Origin of the sequence: Streptomyces sp. NPDC051133 (assembly GCF_040682635.1) — a bacterium.
GTDB lineage: Bacteria > Actinomycetota > Actinomycetes > Streptomycetales > Streptomycetaceae > Streptomyces.
Genome location: NZ_JBFBBK010000025.1, coordinates 1 through 17742, shown reverse-complemented (window position 1 = coordinate 17742; position 17742 = coordinate 1). Strand labels below are relative to the sequence as shown.

Annotated in this window: 13 protein-coding genes; 5 read left to right on the top strand and 8 right to left on the bottom strand. The window is 73.4% G+C overall.

From position 1 onward, the window contains the following. Positions 1 to 687: 687 nt before the first annotated feature. The 4 genes from AB0N17_RS24935 to AB0N17_RS24920 are packed head-to-tail and all read right to left on the bottom strand — an operon-like array spanning position 688 to position 3378. Positions 688 to 846, bottom strand: coding sequence for a DUF6760 family protein (locus AB0N17_RS24935; protein ID WP_179023800.1), 159 nt, complete (start codon positions 844 to 846; stop codon positions 688 to 690). Further along, the gene (locus AB0N17_RS24930) at positions 843 to 1343 is read right to left on the bottom strand and encodes a hypothetical protein (RefSeq protein WP_366013676.1); all 501 of its coding nucleotides are present in this window, start codon (positions 1341 to 1343) and stop codon (positions 843 to 845) included. The genes AB0N17_RS24935 and AB0N17_RS24930 overlap by 4 nt, the downstream gene beginning before the upstream one ends. Then, positions 1340 to 1780, bottom strand: a complete 441-nt coding sequence (locus tag AB0N17_RS24925; protein WP_067132325.1) for a phage tail protein — start codon at positions 1778 to 1780, stop codon at positions 1340 to 1342. Before AB0N17_RS24925 ends, AB0N17_RS24930 begins: the two co-directional genes overlap by 4 nt. Positions 1781 to 1815: 35 nt before the next feature. After that, positions 1816 to 3378, bottom strand: coding sequence for a phage tail sheath family protein (locus AB0N17_RS24920; protein ID WP_366013675.1), 1563 nt, complete (start codon positions 3376 to 3378; stop codon positions 1816 to 1818). Positions 3379 to 3624: 246 nt separating this feature from the next. On the opposite strand from AB0N17_RS24920, the gene AB0N17_RS24915 reads away from it, so the two are divergent. After that, positions 3625 to 5160 (top strand): DUF4157 domain-containing protein, encoded by a 1536-nt coding sequence (locus AB0N17_RS24915; protein WP_366013673.1) that lies wholly within the window; start codon positions 3625 to 3627, stop codon positions 5158 to 5160. A gap of 56 nt (positions 5161 to 5216) precedes the next feature. After that, complete coding sequence (locus tag AB0N17_RS24910; protein ID WP_366013672.1) at positions 5217 to 5696, top strand: hypothetical protein; 480 nt, start codon at positions 5217 to 5219, stop codon at positions 5694 to 5696. Between the two features lie 51 nt (positions 5697 to 5747). Here the strand turns inward: AB0N17_RS24910 and AB0N17_RS24905 are convergent, their stop codons facing one another. The 4 genes from AB0N17_RS24905 to AB0N17_RS24890 form a co-directional block, all read right to left on the bottom strand. Continuing rightward, positions 5748 to 7829 (bottom strand): ATP-binding protein, encoded by a 2082-nt coding sequence (locus AB0N17_RS24905; RefSeq protein WP_366013671.1) that lies wholly within the window; start codon positions 7827 to 7829, stop codon positions 5748 to 5750. Further along, on the bottom strand, positions 7826 to 8530 hold the full coding sequence (locus tag AB0N17_RS24900; RefSeq protein ID WP_366013670.1) for a DUF4255 domain-containing protein: 705 nt from the start codon (positions 8528 to 8530) through the stop codon (positions 7826 to 7828). The genes AB0N17_RS24905 and AB0N17_RS24900 overlap by 4 nt, the downstream gene beginning before the upstream one ends. Continuing rightward, on the bottom strand, positions 8527 to 11706 hold the full coding sequence (locus AB0N17_RS24895; protein ID WP_366013669.1) for a hypothetical protein: 3180 nt from the start codon (positions 11704 to 11706) through the stop codon (positions 8527 to 8529). Before AB0N17_RS24895 ends, AB0N17_RS24900 begins: the two co-directional genes overlap by 4 nt. A gap of 227 nt (positions 11707 to 11933) precedes the next feature. Then, complete coding sequence (locus AB0N17_RS24890) at positions 11934 to 12626, bottom strand: response regulator transcription factor (RefSeq protein WP_366013795.1); 693 nt, start codon at positions 12624 to 12626, stop codon at positions 11934 to 11936. A gap of 230 nt (positions 12627 to 12856) precedes the next feature. On the opposite strand from AB0N17_RS24890, the gene AB0N17_RS24885 reads away from it, so the two are divergent. The 3 genes from AB0N17_RS24885 (at position 12857) to AB0N17_RS24875 (ending at position 17676) form a co-directional block, all read left to right on the top strand. Next, on the top strand, positions 12857 to 14200 hold the full coding sequence (locus tag AB0N17_RS24885) for a hydrolytic protein (RefSeq protein ID WP_366013668.1): 1344 nt from the start codon (positions 12857 to 12859) through the stop codon (positions 14198 to 14200). Between the two features lie 734 nt (positions 14201 to 14934). Beyond that, complete coding sequence (locus AB0N17_RS24880) at positions 14935 to 15291, top strand: 5-carboxymethyl-2-hydroxymuconate delta isomerase (protein WP_366013667.1); 357 nt, start codon at positions 14935 to 14937, stop codon at positions 15289 to 15291. A 192-nt stretch (positions 15292 to 15483) separates the two neighbouring features. Continuing rightward, entirely contained in the window at positions 15484 to 17676 is a 2193-nt protein-coding gene (locus AB0N17_RS24875) for an MMPL family transporter (protein ID WP_366013666.1), read from the top strand. Positions 17677 to 17742: the final 66 nt, after the last annotated feature.

The window sequence follows — 17742 nt, the reverse complement described above, 5'->3', positions numbered from 1 at the left end:
GACCGCCCGGACCGGCCCGAGGAGGCCGAAGCCGGCGTGCCGCCGCTGTCGTCGCTGTCGTCGCTCCCCGTGCCGCCGTGCACGGGGAGCGGGCCGGCCGATGCCGCCGCGGCCGGACCGGGCGAGTCTCTCTCGGCCCGCTGCGGGGCTCCGGAGCCGCCGCGCTTCCCGGTGTTCCGGCGCCCCGCCTCCGGCCGCGTCTCACGGGACACCCGCGGCACGGTCCCCGCGGTGCCGGTCGCGCCGGAACGGGATGCGACGGGTTCCTCGATGTGCGGACCGGATGCGACGGCCTCGTCGGTATTCCCGGAATCCGGGCGCGGAACGCGCAGCAGCAGGGGGCCGCCGTCGGTGAAGGAGGCGTGCGGCGCCGCCGGACCGGTGACGCCGTGGACCAGCCCGACCGGGGCGGAGGGAAGCAGCGCGTGGCCGAGACCGGCGTCGAACGACGGGTTCTGCCAGGACGCGAGGCCCGAGCGGAAGGCGAGACCGTCGCTGACGCCGAGCGCGGTGCGGGCCACCGTCAGCGTCGGCGGCTGCGTACGGCGCCACCCGCCGTCCCAGTCACGGGGAACGGACGGGCCCGAGCCGGGAGACCCGGCCCGACCGGCCGCGCCGGACGAGGGCGTGCTCATGGCACCCGGCGCCGGGGCCCGGCGGCGCAGTCTGTCCCGCCATGCCATGAGGTCAACCGCCTTCGTTCACACGCGTGTTGATACGGGCGATCTCGGTCACCCACTGCCGCCGCTCGGCGTGGGTGAGGCCGAGGATCTCTTCGCGCTGCCAGTGGAAGTGGTAGGCGATGTACGCGATCTCCTCCCGCAGCCGGGGGAGTGCGTACGTCACGATTCCCCCAGGCGCCCACCCGAGAGGTCGACCTCGAAGCCGCCCTCGCAGTGCGGGCAGGTCACCGCCGCGCGGGTGTGCCCCTCGCTGTTGACGCGGCGGTAGAAGTCCTGCAGGAACGCGACGTCGGTGGCGTACATCCGCTCCACGATCCCCGCGTGCACATCGGTGATGGTGCCGAGCCGGGTGATCACCTGGCTCAGCAGCACCACGCTCAGGTACGCCGGGTTCTCCTTGACCCGCAGGTCGATCTGCGGCCGCAACTCGTCGCGGGCGGTCGCCAGGCGCATCGACCCCTCGCGGTGCACGGTGCCCGCCTCGTCCACGTACCCGCGCGGCAGCTCGAACTCGAACTCCGTGCGCAGTCCGTGGTCCCGGGGCGGGGCGGGGCGGGCGGCCGGATCCTGGGGCCGGGGCTGCTCGGCCGCCTCGGCGGCCGGCGCGGTGGCCTCCAGGAACTCCTCCAGGTTGCCCGCCGTGACGGTACGACGCCTCATTCGACGACGATCTCCTCGAACACGATCGTGACGGTCTCGGTGGCCGCGGAGGACTCCCCGGCCTTGAGGGAGGGGCCCTCCCACTTCGAGGCCCAGCCGTTCATCAGCTGGATACGGCGGACCGTCTCACCCTTGGTGTCCTTGATCTCGATGGTCAGGTTCTGCCGGGCGGTGTCGACGGCGCCGTTGTTGAGCGTCTCCTTGATCCACTTGGTGAACTCGCTGCTCTTGTCGAGTCCCCGCGTGATCGTGATCTCGCCGGCCTGCCGGGCCCCGGGCTGCTTCCGGATGATCTGCTTGCCCGTCGACGTGACCTGCTTGACCTCGACGACCTCCTCCTCGACGGAGAACCCGCTGATCTCCTGGATGGACTCGACCATGTATCCGCCGAGCTGCACGCCGAAGACGTGGGTGGAAAGAGCATCGCCCTCTGCCATGTCTGTCTGTCACCTTTCCTTGGCCGACCCGCGGGTCACTCGTCGATGAGGCTGGTGCTGTCGGAGAACTGGGCCAGCCGGAACACCACGAACTCGGCGGGCTTGACCGGGGAGACGCCGATCTCGCAGACGACCCGGCCCTGGTCGATGGAGGTCTGCGGGTTGTTGTCGCGGTCGCACTTGACGTAGAACGCCTCCTCGGCGGTGCGGCCGAAGAGCGCGCCCCGCCGCCACTCCTCGGTGAGGAACGCGGTGACGTTGCGGCGGATGCTCGACCACAGCCGGTCGTCGTTCGGCTCGAACACCACCCACTGGGTGCCCAACAGGATGGACTCCTCCAGGTAGTTGAACAGCCGCCGGACGTTCAGGTAGCGCCACGCCGGGTCGGAGGACAGGGTGCGGGCGCCCCAGATCCTGATGCCGCGGCCGGGGAAGGCGCGCACGCAGTTCACGCCGATCGGGTTGAGGAGGTCCTGCTCGCCCTTGCTGAGCCGGACCTCCAGGTCGACCGCGCCCCGGATCACCTCGTTGGCGGGCGCCTTGTGCACGCCGCGCTCGGCGTCGCTGCGCGCCCACACGCCCGCGACGTGACCGCTCGGCGGGACGGTGGTGTTGCGGCCGGCCGCGGGGTCGAAGACCCGCACCCACGGGTAGTAGAGGGTGGCGTACCGCGAGTCGTAACCCGCCTCGTCGTTGCGCCAGGTGCGCACCTGCTGGGCGGTGAGCCCCGGCGGAGTGTCCAGGACGGCCACCCGGTCGCCCATCTGCTCGCAGTGCGAGATGACCGCGAGCTGGACGGTGCGCACGCCCTCGGCGTCGATGTCACCACGCTGGTGGGCGCCCATCAGGTCCGGGACCGCGACCATGGTGATCTCGTCGATGGCCTCGAGGCCGGCGAACCCGGTCCGGGCGGCGGCGTCGCCGACGTACTCGGCCGGGTCGAGCCGGGACACCTCACCGGAGGCGGGCACCGCGGGCGCGGCCGGGGCGTCGGGCAGCGCGACGGTCTGGCCGGCCGGCCGGGTCTGCGGGGCGTCGCGCTGCTCGGTGACCTCGATCAGCTTGGATGCCCGGGTCTGGGTGACCACATAGCCCTTGACGTTCTTGCGGGTGGAGACGTCGTACGTCTCGGCCACCTGGTCGCCCTGGCGGACCAGCAGCTTGAAGCGGTCCTCGGGCGGGTTCTCGCCGTCCGGGTCGGCGATCTCCACCGACAGCCCGGAGGTGCCGGGGCGGGCCGCGATCCGGAAGCCGCCGAGCATGACGGGCTCGGCCGCCCGGACCTGGCGGGGATCCCGGCCGGTGCCGGCCGCCGGGGCGGAGGAGTCGTCGCCGGAACCGCCGATGCGCACCACGTAGGCCGCGCCGCCGCCGTTGGAGAAGTAGCCGTACACGGCGTGCGCGAGGTAGGTGCCCTCGGTGAAACCGCCGAACAGCTGGGTGTACTGGTCCCAGTTGGTGACCAGGGTCGGCTCGTGGAAGGGGCCGCTCTGCGCGAATCCGACGAACGCGGCGACGGCGGTGCCGACCCCCTCGATCGGGCGGGCACCGGACTGCACCTCCTCCACGTACACGCCCGGGGTGAGGTACGTCGGCATGCTCGCTCCTTCGCTGTCCATCGGATCACCTGCGTCGATGCCGAGTCTCCGAGGCGGGTCCGGCCCGGCGACAGGGGCGCGGGTACCTGGCCGGGGGCAACCCCGCTGCCTTTCCGGACGCCCGCGCGGACCGTCCGGGTGCCTCGCCCAACGGCCCGGTCCTTGCCCGTACGGTCATGGACGCCGCCTCGTCCGGGACGGTCAGCTGGAGGGCCGCAACAGGCGCGTCGACGAGGAGGCAGCAGGGTGCAGACGTCCAGGCCGCGCACCGCACGCACCGAGGAGCGCGAGCCCGCGCCCGGCGCCCGCACCGCGCGGCGGCAGCAGCCGGGCGCAGGGGCCGCCCTGCCCCCGCCGCTCACCGCCGGGGCGCTGCGCGCCGTCCAGCGCGGCGCGGGCAACGCCGCAGCGGCCGGCATGATCGCCCGGCGGGCCCGTACCGCGCCCGACCCCGAGGCGGCCGCCACCGGGGTGCGCGAGGTGCTGCGATCGGCCGGAACACCCCTCGCGGCGCCGGTGCGGCAGGAGATGGAGGCCCGCCTGGGCGCCGACTTCTCGGACGTGCGGCTGCACACGGGCGCCGCCGCGGCCCGCTCGGCCCGGGACGTCGGCGCCCGCGCCTACACCTCCGGCAGCCACGTGGTGATCGGCGACGGCGGAGGCGACAAGCACACGCTCGCCCACGAGTTGACCCATGTGATCCAGCAGCGGGGCGGCGCGGTCGCGGGCACCGACACCGGCCACGGACTGCGCGTCAGCGACCCGGGCGACGCCTTCGAGCGGGCCGCCGAGGCCAATGCCACCCGGGTGATGTCCGGGCCCGTGCCCGTCCCGCAGAGCACCGGGGAACAGGGCGGTGCGAGCGCCGACCCCGCCCGTGCGGGGCAGATCCAGCGTGTCCTGTACAACACCGCCACCGCCCCCACGGCCACGTTCCTGCATCCCGTCGTGGACAACCAGGGCCGGACGACGTCCATCGAGATGATGACCGACGGCTCCTTCACCGGCACACCGCCGGCGGCCGACCCCGGCGGCTACGCCTACATCCGGCAGCTCGGCCTGACCAACTTCTGGATCCGCTTCCACCTCGTCAACGAGCAGGCGGGCGGACCCGGACAGCAGAACAACCTGGTCCCCGCCTCCAAACGGGACAACAGCCGCTACGAGGCCGCCATCGAGAAACCGCTGAAGGACCGGGTGGACGCCGTCGCGACCGCCAACGCCCTGCTGCCGGCGAACTCGGCGCGCCACCACGTCTACTTCGGCGTCGACGTGGACTACGCGACGGCCGACCCGAACACCACGCCGTACCAGCAGTCCTATGCCCCGCACTTCGTGAACTCCCTCACGGTCCATCTCAAGCAGTACGACCCGACGACCGCGACCTGGACGCCGCACTTCGCGCAGACCCGGTTCGACTTCGTCGACCCCCAGCCCGCCGACCTCGGTACCGCGGTGGCCGCCGCCACCCTCACCCTGGCCGAGCTGCAGCAGCTCACCGGATACCGCGGCTGGAACAACGACGACGTCGGCTTCCTGCAGTCGATCGGTGCGGGCGGGGCCCGAAGCGCCGAGTTCCAGAACCTGGTGGACACCTACGGCTCGACGGGCCCGGAGGAGTCGGTGGTCCACACCTTCTGGCAGATGCCGTTCCGGGCGCCCCAGCCCGGCCGGCGTGGCGGCCAGCAGACCGGAGCGGTCAGTTTCGCCGAGCGCACCGACAACTCCACGCGGCTGAACAACCTGGCCCGCCTCATCGCCACCGGCAAGATCAGGACATGACCGGTTAGCCTGCCCAGAGGGTGCGGGACGAGGCCCGGATCAGGAAGGGAACCACGTTGTCGAGTCTGTGGCGGGTGCGCGTGACGCACGTGACCGAGGACGCCGTCGAGCTGGCCCTGGCGGCGATCCACCCCGACGCCGGGGAGCCGTCCGGATCCGCCGTGTTCGCGATGCGGCTGCTGGCCGACACCGATCCGCAGCGGCTGGAGCGCGAGGCCGGGCAGGGCGCGTACTGGGACGACGAGGCGCTGCGCCGGTACGCCGGCCGGGTGATCGCGGCGGTCACCGTGACCGGCCGGCGCAACCTTCCCTTCGACGAGGCGGCCGCCCGGCGCCGGATCGAGGAGGACCTGCACTCCCGTGGCCTCGACCCCGCCGCCACGGCCTGGCAGGACGCCTTCCTCCAGGAGTGGGGCGCCCTGTGGCGGGACCCCGAACGAGTCCCCTCCGCGGTGCTCGGGATCCGGCTGGCCGACCCGACCTGGTCGGCGGCGGCCACCCCGGGCCGGGAGTGGGACACGGCGGCGTACGGCTGACCGTCTCCCGGAGGAGCCGGAGGAATCCGGTCCCGCCTCCGGGGCACGCTCTCAGACCGCCGCCTCGCGCGTCCACGGCCCGAACTCGCTCTCCAGGACCAGCCGGCCCAGCTTGCGGTACTCCTGCCCCACCGCCGTCACCAACTGCCGCATGGTCAGCGGCTCTCCGGACTCCGCCGCGAGATAGGCGGCCGTCACCGCGCAGGCCCGGATCGAGCCGCCGGCCAGTTCGAAGCGGTCCGCGCAGAAGCGCAGGTCCAGATCGCCGGCCCGGGGCAGCCGGTCGCCCAGGCACCGTTCCCACAGGGCCAGCCGCTGCCCGGCGTCCGGCACGGGGAACTCCGCCACCACGTCGAGCCGCCGGGTGAACGCCTCGTCCAGGTTGGCCCGCAGATTGGTGGTCAGCACGGCGATCCCGTCGAACGACTCCATGCGCTGGAGCAGGTACGCCGACTCGATGTTGGCGTGCCGGTCGTGCGCGTCCTTCACCTCCGAGCGCTTCCCGAAGATCGCGTCGGCCTCGTCGAAGAGCAGCACCGCGTTGACCTGGGACGCCTCGGTGAAGATCCGCTCCAGGTTCTTCTCGGTCTCGCCGACGTACTTGTCCACGACCGTCGACAGGTCGACCACGTACAGGTCCATGCCGAGATCGGCGGCGACCACCTCGGCGGACATGGTCTTGCCGGTGCCCGACCCGCCCGCGAACAGCGCGATCACGCCCCGCCCCCGGCCACCGCCCGGCCGCATCCGCCACTGTCCGAGCACCTGCTCGCGATGGCGGGCGCGCACGGCGAGCTCCCGCAGTCTGCGCTGCGTCGGCGCGGGCAGCACCAGATCGGCCCAGCCGACGCCCGGTTCCACCCTGCGGGCCAGCCGGGCGAGCCCCGCGCCGTTCTGCGCCCGTACCGCGGACCGCAGGTCGTCGGCGCCGACCGGGCGGCCGGCCAGCGCGGCGGTCCGCACGGCCGCGTCCGCCGCCCGGCGCAGCCGCCCGCCGTCGAGGCGGTGCGCGGCGACGGCCCGGGCGAGCGCGTCCGCGTCCCCGTCCGCGAAGTCGCCGGCTCCGGCGAGGGCGAGGGCGTGCCGCCAGCGCGTGGCCTGCCGCCCGGGGGAGGGCGGGGCGACCGGGAGGACGACCGGGGTGTCCGCCGCCCACGCCGGGTCCCAGCCGTCCGTGCCGTACGTGAACAGCGGTGTGCCGCGCAGCGCCCCGCGCAACTCCCTGACGACACGCGCCCGTTCGGCCGGGTCCGCGGACAGCTCCTGCAGCGGGCCGAGGACGACCCCCGCACCGGTCAGCCGGGCCTCCAGCGCCGCCACCCGGGCGAGCGCGGTCACATCGCCGGGCCGCAGGGCGAGGGCCGCCGCGTCGAGCACCAGCGCGCCCGGCCCGGCCGCACGCAGGGCCGCGGCGGCCAGGCCCGGCGCGTCGCCGCCCCGGTCGAGCAGATGCACCAGGCCCGTTCCGGAGCGGGCCGCGCGGGCCGCCCGCCGCACCTCGTCCGGATCGGCCGTCGGATCCTCCGTGGCGTCGCCGAGCACTCTCGCGAGCCGGGCGTCCGGTTCCGTGCCGCCCAGCAGATGCGCGGTGACCCGGTCGGGCACCGCCAGCACCCGTGACAGCGGCGGCCGTTCCGGCTCGGTGACCTCCAGCAGGCCGCCCGCCACCAGCGGTGCCCCCGGGGAGAGCCGGAACCGGGCGGCCGAGGCCGGCGCGCAGCCGCACAGCTCCAGCGCCAGCCCGACCGTGGGCCGACGTCGGGTCAGATCGTCGTTGAGATAGCCGTAGAGCCGCTCGAAGCGGGCGTCCAGGTCCGGGGCCAGCGCGACCAGCAGCAGATCCGTGTCGAGCGGGGACAGACCGAACCGCGCGGCGAGCGTGCCGAGCACCGACCCGGGCGGCGGCGACGACGGCTCGTGACCCGGCACGGCGAGACCGCCGGGCTCGTCCAGGATCCGCTCCACCGCCTCGGGGGAGAGGTACTGCCCCCGGTACGGGTCGTCCGGGTCGGGATCGACGGCGCGGCGGGCGGCCACCGCGGACCGCACCCGCTCCTCGACCAGGCGCAGCCGCGCCCACAGGGGGTCGGCCCGGTGGGCGGGCGGGTCGATGATGTCGGCGGGGTACGTCACGGCTGGCGGCCTCCTCGGCGGCGGCGGGCGGGGGCCGGGCGCCGTTCGCGCGGACCGGCGAAGCCCTCGGGACCCGGGTCGCCGACCTCCTCGTACCGCAGCCGGCGCCCCGGCACCGGCGTCTCCTCCCGCTGCCGGTCGCCGGCGCGCACCACGAGCCCCTCGGTGACCGGGGGCGCGGCGGCCCTGCTCACCCCGGCGAGCGGCGCGCGCACCCGCACGCCGAGCGACGCCCTCAGCTCACCGCCGAGCGCCGACCACACGTCGGACACGGCCGGCGTGTCGGCGCCGGCGCCCGCGGTGTCCAGGGCCACGGTCAGCCCCAGCTCGGCGAGCGAGCCCGTGAGCAGGCGCTCCGGCAGCGCGTCGACGGCGACGAGGGTGGCCAATACCTGCGACAGCAGCCGGTGTTCGTCCTGCGGCCGGTTCGCCCACGCCGTGACCAGGTACGTCAGCTCGAACCAGCGGGGCGGGGTGCGCCGCGCCACCACGTACCCCTCCGCGTCGTACACCTCGCCGGCACCGCTGCCGCGCCGCGCGCCGTCCTCCCGGATGTCGTGGAGGAACACGCAGACCGTGGGGGCGTTGCGGCGAGCCGCCCAGTCGCGGGTGGGCGCGTCGAAGGCGATCTCGACTCCGGACGCCTCCAGCCCGGACTCGGCGAGCAGGCCGCGCAGCGCCTCGTCGACCTCGTGGATCACCGGCGGGTCACCTCGTCCGGCGGCTGCACACTGCCGTTGACGACCAGGAAGTCGGTCTTCACCGGGGAGAATCCGGGGCCGCGCGCGGTGATGGTGCGCGGACCCGTCTGGTCCTTGGCGAGGATGAGCAGCTGGCCGATGAAGGTGCCGTCCGGCTTCGGCACGGTCGGCGCCGCGGCCGCGGTGATGCCCGGCTTCCAGGTGAACCGCACCGGCACCCCGGGCGGGAAGTCCTTGCCGCGCACCGAGGTGACGAAGCCGGGCCTGCCGATCGGCGGCACGGCGACGATCTTCGGCTGGAGGATCCGCAGCGTGGTGCGCGCCGTGTTGTCCTTCGGATCGGCGTCCGTGCCCGTGGTGGTGAGGACCCCCGTGGCGCGGCCGGTCAGCGCGTGGTCGGGCGCGAGCACCACCCGTACGACGGTGGAGGAGCCCGGTGCGAGGTCCGGCAGCGCGCACACCCACCGGGCGTCGCAGCCCGCCGGCGGCCCGCCGCCCGGAATCCCGGCGGGCAGCCCGATCCGCAGCCGCAGCCCGGTCGCCAGCGCGTTACGGCCGTTGCGCACGGTGTACGTCACCACGACCCGGCCGCCGACATAGCCCGGTTCGGGCCGGGCGGTGACCCGGACGCCGGGGCCGGCCTTCGGCGCGGGCGGTGCCGGGGGTGCCGGAGGTGCCGGAGGTGCCGGCGGCGCCGGCGGCGTCGGGGGCGGGCCGGGCGGGGCGGCCTTGTGCACCGGCACCACGGTCCGGGCGGTGTTGTCGTCGGGCTGCGGGTCGATCACGGCGTCGGTGACCGACCAGTCCACCGGCTGGTCGCCGGCGGCGAGCCCGGTCACGGTCACGGTCACCGGCACGGCCGTGCCGGGCGGCACCACCCCGAGGTCGCACTGGAGGGACGCGGCGTCGCAGGCGCCGCCCGGCCGGCGGATCCGGGTGATGCTCGCGCCGGCCGGCGGTGCGACGGTCAGCCGGGTGCCGGGGGAGGCGGCCGGGCCGTTGTTGACGACGTCGACGCGGATGTCCCTGGAGTGGCCGACGGTGACCGCGGGCACCGTGCCCGGGGCCCGCACGGCCAGGTTCACCGACTGCTGGACGCCCGGCTCCTTCTGCCGCCCCGGCAGTTCCAGGGTGAGCGGAGTCGAACGGCCGGTCGTGAGGTTGAGCAGGTGCAGCTTCTCCGGGCAGTCGGGCGGTGTGTCGGTGCGGGCGCTGTAGACGATCGCGTTGCCGTCGGCCGTCCAGGCCGCGTCCCGCGGCTGGTGCGGGCCGGTGGCCGAGGTGTCGGGCAACGCGTGACGGCAGGCGTCGGCGGTGCTGCGCGCCGACTCGGGCAGCACCGCCCGGCAGCTGTCGCCGGACACGGAGGTGAGCAGGAGCCCGTTCTGCTCGTTGACCCGGCCGCCGCCGTCCTTGCGGTTGAAGGCGATGAGCCGCCCGTCCGGGGAGAACGCGGGACTGTCGTCGATGACGGTGCAGTCGCCGGGGCAGATCCGCGCGCTCAGGTCCCGCTGTCGGTCGAGGGCGTCGACGGGCACGGTCCAGATGTGCTTGTCGCCGCCGCGCCCGTCGATGGTCATGGCACGGGTGAACGCGAGCACGGTGCCGTCGGAGGACCAGGTGGGCTGGGCGTCGCCGCCCGTCCGCTGTCCCGCCGGCGGCACGATCTCGTGCACGATCGCGCCGGTCGTCGCGTCGGCGATGAGGATCCGGCCCGGACCGGACGCGGGGCCGGCTTCACCGGGCGAAGTCCGCGTGAAGGCCAGGTACTTGCCGTCCGGGGAGAACGTCGGGTCGGTGTCCCGGTCCTTCGGCCCGCGCCCGGCCAGCGGCATCGGTGCCGGGTCGGTGCCATCGGCGTCCACCGTCCAGATCCGCTCGATCCGGTCGTCCTGCTTGCCCTCGAAACGGGTCACCACGATGCGGCGGCCGTCCGGGGTGTAGTTCTGCCGCTCGGTCCACGGGTCGTACCCCGGCGCCGGGTCGAACAGCGGATCCTTGGCCGGATCGGTGTTGCTGTCGGCCGCCGGGTCCTCGTCCAGCAGGGTCAGCCCGAGATCGCGCGGATCGGCGCCGTCCATCCGGACGTCCTGGAGCGTCACGGCGTGCTCACCGTGTGGACCGTCCGGCTTGCCGCTTCCCTTCGCCGTGGTGCGGTCCACCACGACCTGGCCGCCGTTGAGCGGGCCGGTCCAGGTCGGCGTGGAGACCGCGCGGTCCTCGCTGAGCACCAGTTTCGGGGCGGTCGCAGGGGTGTCCGCCCGGTACACGTGGTCCCAGTCGCCCTCGCAGCCACAGGTGCGGTCCGGGCTGAGGAACAACACGCCCTTCCCATCGGGCAACCAGGCTGCCCCGTGGGTCCGCCAGCCTTCCGGCGTACCGGTGAGCAGCGGCTGGTCCCCGGCCGTGCCGCCGGTCACCCGCAGCCGCGGGCCCGTGGTGCCGTCGGCGGTGTAGGTGTACGCGATCAGGTCGCGGTGCGCCGTGTCGCTCACGGGATTCCACACCGGCTCCGTCGCCGCGCCGGGTGCGTCGGTCACCTGGGTCGCGGTGCCGCCGGCCAGCGGCCGTACGTAGATCTGCCGCACCGCCGCCGGGGCGCCGTTCCCGGAGTACGCCAGGCGCTTCCCGTCCGGAGACACCGTCGGACTCACCTCGTCCGACGGCGTGTCGGTCAGCCGGGTCAGACCCGTGCCGTCCGTGCGCACCAGCCACAGGTCCCGCTGCTTCTTGCCCCCCGGGCCGCCGGGCTCGGCCGAATCGAACACCACCGCCTTGCCGTCGGGGGTCAGCCGGGGGTGCGCGGCGTCCCGGCCGCTGGTCAGCTTGCGCACCGAGCCGTCGGCGGAGCGCAGATAGATCTGCGGGCGCCTGTCGTCGCGGCGGCCGGCGAACACCATCGTGTCACCCAGCGCCGAGGGCTGGACGTCGTAGTGCGCCGGGCCCGTCCCGAACAGCGGCTCGCTGGAGGTGGTGGAGGTGACCCGGCCGAGACTGCGGTGTCCGGTGCCCGCGTAGGCGATCCGGGTGGCGGAGGCGGTGGGCGCCTTCGGCTGTGCCTCGGCGCTGTCGGGCCCCGCGGCCGCCGTCACCGCCAGCAGCGGGACCAGCAACAGCGACGACGCGCCGAATCTCCCCAGCCGGTGCTGCCCGCCGGGGCCAGCGGTGCCGTTCACGGTCCACCTCGCAGTCTCGGAACACCTGGGTGTGCCCCGCCACTCTGCGCCGGCGTACGCGGCGCGCGGCAGGGCGGCGGGGCCGTGTCCGGGGGAAGCGATGGATGCGCTTTCGGGCAGCGCGCGGGTGCCGGGTCGTCCGCGGAACGGCCCGGCACCCGGCGCGGGGCTGCCCTCGGATCAGCCCGGCATCCCGGATCAGCCCGGCATCCGGTGCGGGGCGGTCGTCAGATCAGCCCGTTGCGCAGTGCGTATCCGACCGCGTGCGCCCGATTGCGCAGCTGGAGCCGTGTCGTGATCTCATGCAGCACGTTCTTCACGGTCCGCTCGGAATACGAGGTCTTCTGCGCGATCTCCGAGGTGTCGAACCCCTCCGAGACCAGGCGCAGCATGTCCGCCTCGCGCGCGGTCAGCGTGGACAGGGTCAGCGCGCGCGGATCGAGCGCCGAGCGCTGCAGGCTGCCCACGTGGCTGAGTAACTTGCCCAGCAGGTCGCCGGGCAGGACACCCTCGCCGTTGGCCAGCGCGAGCACCAGATGCAGCAGCCGGTCCTGGTCGGCCTCGGTGCGCCGCAGCACCGCCGCGACACCGCACTCGATCACCCGCTGCAACGCCGCCGACTCGAACGTACCGACCACGAGACCGGTGCGCGTCGCGGTGTTGCGCTGCAGGCGCTGCAGCAGGGCGATGACGTCGTCGTCCACGGCGTCGACGACCACGAGCGAGGCCCGGGCCCGGTCGGCCTCGGCCTCGCCGACCAGCTCCACCTCGGGGCGCTGGCGCAGCTGATGGACGACACCGATGCGCAGCACCAGATCCTGGGCGTAGACGGCCACGGTCACCCGGTGCGGGCGGCCGGCGGGCGCGGCCGGGGACGCGGTCCCGGCGGTGCCGGTCCGGTGCGGGGCGTCGGCGGGCATGAGCGGCTGTTCCTTCACGGAGCTGGACATGAGGGGTTCCTGATTCATGAGGGAGGAACGGGGGCAGGGGCGGGGCGACCCGCCGGGCGGCGGTGCGCGCGCGGCACGGGTCGCGGTCAACGCGCATGCCGAAGCGTGGAGTTGACGTTGACCGCGCGGGGCACGCCGACTGCCCGGGTGTTGCCCTCGTACCTCTCGTGGCCCTCCGGCCCCGGCTCTACGGTCATGGCGTGACGCCATCTGCAGCCTCTTCCGGACCCGGAGCGCCCGGCCTCGACCTTCCCGCCGTGACGGTGACGCCGGGCGGTACCGCCACGACGACGCTGACCGTCCGCAACGACAGCGACATCGTCGAGGCGTACACCCTGGAGGTCGTCGGCGACTGCGCGGCCTGGGCCACCGTAGAACCCGAGCGGGTCTCGCTCTATCCCGGCACCTCCGAGACGGTGACCGTGCGCCTGGACCCTCCCCGCTCCCCGGAGGTGCGGGCGGGCGACGTGCCGCTCGGGGTACGGGTGCTGCCCACCGAGCACCCCGAGTCGGTCAGCGTGCCCGAGACCACGGTGCACGTCGAGGAGTTCCGTGAACTGCGCACCGAACTGCTCCCGCGCCGCCGGCGCGGCTGGCTGCGCGGCCGCTACCGGCTGGGGGTGCGCAACGAGGGGAACTCCCCGGCCCGGGTGGCCTTCGTACCGGAGCAGCCGGGGGAGGAACTGCGGTTCGGGTTCACGCCCGCCGAGCTGCAGCTGGAACCCGGGGAATCGGCCGAGACCCGGCTGCGGGTCCGTACCGGCAAGCCGGTCTGGTTCGGCAAGCCCGTGGTCTGGCCGTTCACCGTCCGTGCGGACGACACCACGGCGACGGAGAACGCCGAGCGGCCCGAGCGCCTCGTACGGCCGCCGCTGGAAGCCGAGTTCGTGCAGATCCCGGTCTTCCCGAAGTGGCTGCTGGCGGTGCTCGCGGCACTGATCGCGCTGGTGCTGGCCTGGTTCACGCTGGTGCGTCCGGCGGTGCGCAGCGCTGCCAAGCAGGCCGCCGACGAGGTGATCCAGCCGCGGCCCACTCCCGCCGGACAGCAGAACGGGCAGGCGCCCGGCACCGGTTCGGGCAAGGGCACCGGCGGGGGCACCCGGCAGGGCGGGCAGGGTACCGGGGCACCCCCGGGCACCACGGACGGCGGCCCCGGCGGAGGCACCGACGTCCAGACCGGCCCCGGTCAGCAGAGCTCGGCCACGATCGACGTACAGACCTCCGGCGGGCAGGACAAGACCGGTGCCTACACGGTGCCGGCGGGCAAGGTGTTCGGGATCACGGACATCGTTGTCGCCAACTTCCAGGGCGACGAAGGGGTCATGACCATCACCTTCGGCGACCGGAAGATCACCACCATCGCGCTGGAGACCTTCCGCAACCAGGACTACCACTGGGTCACCCCCATCAAGATCCCCGAGGACGCCACCGTCACGGTGAAGGTGACCTGTGCGAAGCCGGGTACACCGGCGACCGGCCGGCAGGCGCAGCAGTGTCATGAGGTCCTGAACGTGAGCGGCGTACTCGGTGACACCGGGCGATGACGTGGTCCTTCACATATCGTTCGCTTCCTGTGGCGTGAGGGGAAGGGGAGACTCACAAGCCGTCCGAAAACCGACAGCACGTTCGATGTGACCAGCATGTTTCCGGCGGCGCGGAGGCACCGGAAACACGGGCGCCCCCACGGGCGCCCTCCGGGACCACCGCCCGGCGAGGGCCCCGCACGATTGGCGCGTTCGCGCACCCGGCGCGGGCGCGGTGCCCTCGCCCACCAGGGCCGGACCGGGCGCGTTCCCGTCCTGCGGCCCTCGGGATCGAGCAGGTGACCCATCCGTTGCCGGTTGGTGGCCAGGACGTTGGCGGGGCCGGTGACGGCGGCGACGAGCCGGCACTCCGGCAGCGTGGCCAGGGTGCGGTGCAGGCCGTCGGCGTCGCGGACCGGGGCCCGGCAGCGGAATGTCACGGCGAGGGGCAGGCCGGTCGGGGCTGGCGCCTTGTCACAGCGGAACGCGACCACACCGGCGGCGGTGAGCCGGTGCGGCCGGCGCCGGACGGTGGCGCACTGGTGCCGGTGCGCTGCGCCAGGGGCCGTCCTCGACGGTGCGACCGCCCTGGCCACGTGGGCGTCGAGCCGGCCACGGACCCGGTCCAGCGCCGGCGGTTCCTGGCGCAGGCGGCCCGGCGGGGGCGTGAGCAGGGCGGTACCCCCGGCGGCGCCACCGCAGGACATGAGGAAAAATAGTTGCCCTGAGTAACTAGGACTCCGGAAGATCCCGCAATGCCGCACCTCACCATCGACTACTCCTCCCGGCTGGCCGGAGTCTTCGACACCGGCGCCTTCGTGAAGGAGCTGCATCCGCTCGTGGCCGAGGAGTCCGGTACGGCGGGCGTCTGCAAGACGCTGGTCCGTGCCGCGCAGACGTACGTCGGGGACGAGTACACCGGGGAGGCCGGCTTCGTGCACGTGGAGGTGGGCCTCATGCCCGGCCGCCCCGAGGAGCAGCGGGCGCGGCTGTCCGAGAGCGTGCTGGCCCTGCTCGACCGGCACCTGCGGGCGGAAGGAGTCGGGGAGGCGGCCCTGTCGGTCGAGGTGAGGGAGCTGGCAGGCTCTTACCGGCTGTCGTCCGTGCGGTGAACGGCGAGGGTCCGCCGGAATAGACTCGCCCGGCCCGGCAACCTGATGGGATGATCATCGTCTCGGGTCACTACGATATGGACCCAAGACAACCATTCGACCGGCCCGTTGGACGTGTGCCGGTCGGGGTCGCCGATGCCAGGGACCGCTCCCCGGGCTGCGGTGATCTTCCTGTCCAGGAGGACCTTCCGCATGTTCCGACGTATTGGCAGCACCGTCGTCCGACATCCCGTGTGGACGATCGTGGCATGGCTGATAGCCGCGGTGGCGATCGTCGCCACCGCGCCGAGTCTGCCCTCGAACAGTGACGAGAGCAGCTTCCTACCCAAGAGTTACGAGTCCATCAAGGCGGCGGACCTCCAGGTGAAGGCGTTCCCCAGCGCCTTCACCCCGTCCGCGATCGCGCTGTACCAGCGCACCGACGGCGGCAAGCTCACCGCCGCCGACAAGCAGGACGTGGCCCGGATCACCGCCGAACTGGGCAAGAAGCACATCGACCAGGTGCAGAAGGTCGTCCCCGGCCAGCCGTCGAAGGACGGCAGGTATGACCTCACCCTGGTCCAGATGGACAGCAAGAACGCCGGCCAGCCCAAACAGGCCGACGCCGCCAAGGTGTTGCGTGACGACGTCAAGCAGCTGGCCAAGGGCACCCATCTCGACGTCAAGCTCGGCGGTTCGGCCGCCCAGGCCCTCGACCAGCAGGACTCGTCCAAGCGCGGCCAGGCGCTGATCGGTATCGGCACCTTCGCGATCATCCTGGTGACGCTGCTGATCATCTTCCGGGCGCCGATCCTGGCCGTGCTGCCCCTGGTCCTGATCGGCCTGGTGTCGGCCGTCGCCAACGGCCTGATCGCCTACGCCACCAAGCTGTTCGACCTGCAGGCCAACAGCTCGATCTCGTCGATCCTGATCGTCGTGCTGTTCGGCGTGGGGACGGACTACTTCCTCTTCCTGATGTTCCGTTACCGCGAACGCCTGCGAGCCGGTGACGAGCCGAAGCAGGCCATGATCAACGCGGTCGACCGGGTCGGCGAGGCCATCGCCTCGGCCGCCGGCGCGGTCATCATCGCCTTCCTCGCGCTGGTGCTGTCCACCCTGGGCTTCCTCAAGCAGATGGGCCCGGCGCTCGCCATCGCGGTCGCCGCCACGCTGATCGCCGGCCTGACGCTGATCCCGGCCGTGGTCTCGCTGATCGGGCCGAAGGTCTTCTGGCCCTCCAAGTCCTGGCAGCGGGAGCCGGACAACGCCCGCTTCGCCGCGCTCGGCCGCGGTGTGCAGCGCCGCCCGGCCCTGACCGCCGCGGTGTCCGGCCTCGTCATGGTCGTGCTGGCACTCGGCACGATCGGATACAAGGCCACGTTCGACCTGGCCTCGGGCTCCATGCCCAAGACCAAGGAGTCCATGGTCGTCCAGGACCAGATGCAGAAGGCCTACTCGGCGGGCGCCGCGGCACCCACCGACGTCTACCTGTCGAGCACCGACGGAAAGCCGCTGGACAAGGCCGGCTTCGACGCGTACGCGCAGAAGCTGGGCGCCGTGGACGGCGTGGCGAGCGCCCGCATGACCCAGGTGAACAAGGCCGGCACGACCGCGGACTTCACCGTCACGCTCAAGTACGAGGCCTCCACGGACAAGGCGATCGACACCGTGGGCCGGGTCCGCGACGTCGCCCACTCCGACGCGCCCGACGGCACGCAGGCCGTCGTCGGCGGCATGTCCTCGATCTTCAAGGACATCAACACCGCGGTCAATCACGACTACCGGACGGTGTTCCCGGTCGCGGCCGTCCTCATCATGGTCATCCTGGGCCTGCTGCTGCGCAGCGTGGTCGCCCCCTGGTACCTGATGGCGTCGGTGGGCCTCGGCTTCGGCGCCACCCTCGGCGCCACCGTGTGGATCTTCCAGAAGGGGCAGGGCCACTCGGGCCTGATGTTCATGCTCCCGGTGATCATGTATCTCTTCGTGGTCGCCATCGGCACCGACTACAACATCCTCATGATCGCCCGGCTCCGTGAGGAGGCCCGCGAGGGCCGGGAGCCGCGCGAGGCGGCCGGCATGGCGCTGCGGCACGCCGGACCGACCGTGGCCGCGGCCGGCTTCATCCTGGCGGCGACCTTCGCCACGATGATGCTGGCGGGCAACTCGCTGCTCATGGAGATGGGTTTCGCGGTCTCCTTCGGCATCGCCGTCGCCGCCTTCGTGATGGCGATGTTCTTCACCCCGAGCCTCACCGCCCTCATCGGCCACGCCGCATGGTGGCCGGGGCACGGGGACCGCGGCGAGAACACGGGAGCCGGGGCAGTGACCGGAACCGACGGCGCCGGACGGACCTCCGGCGACGAGCGGGGTTCCGTGGCCCAGGATCCCGCGGGGCGCCGCGGCTAGGCGCAGCACGACGGGGGAGTCCTGCCGTCCTGGTAATCGCCGAGGACGTAGCCACCGGCGTTGGGA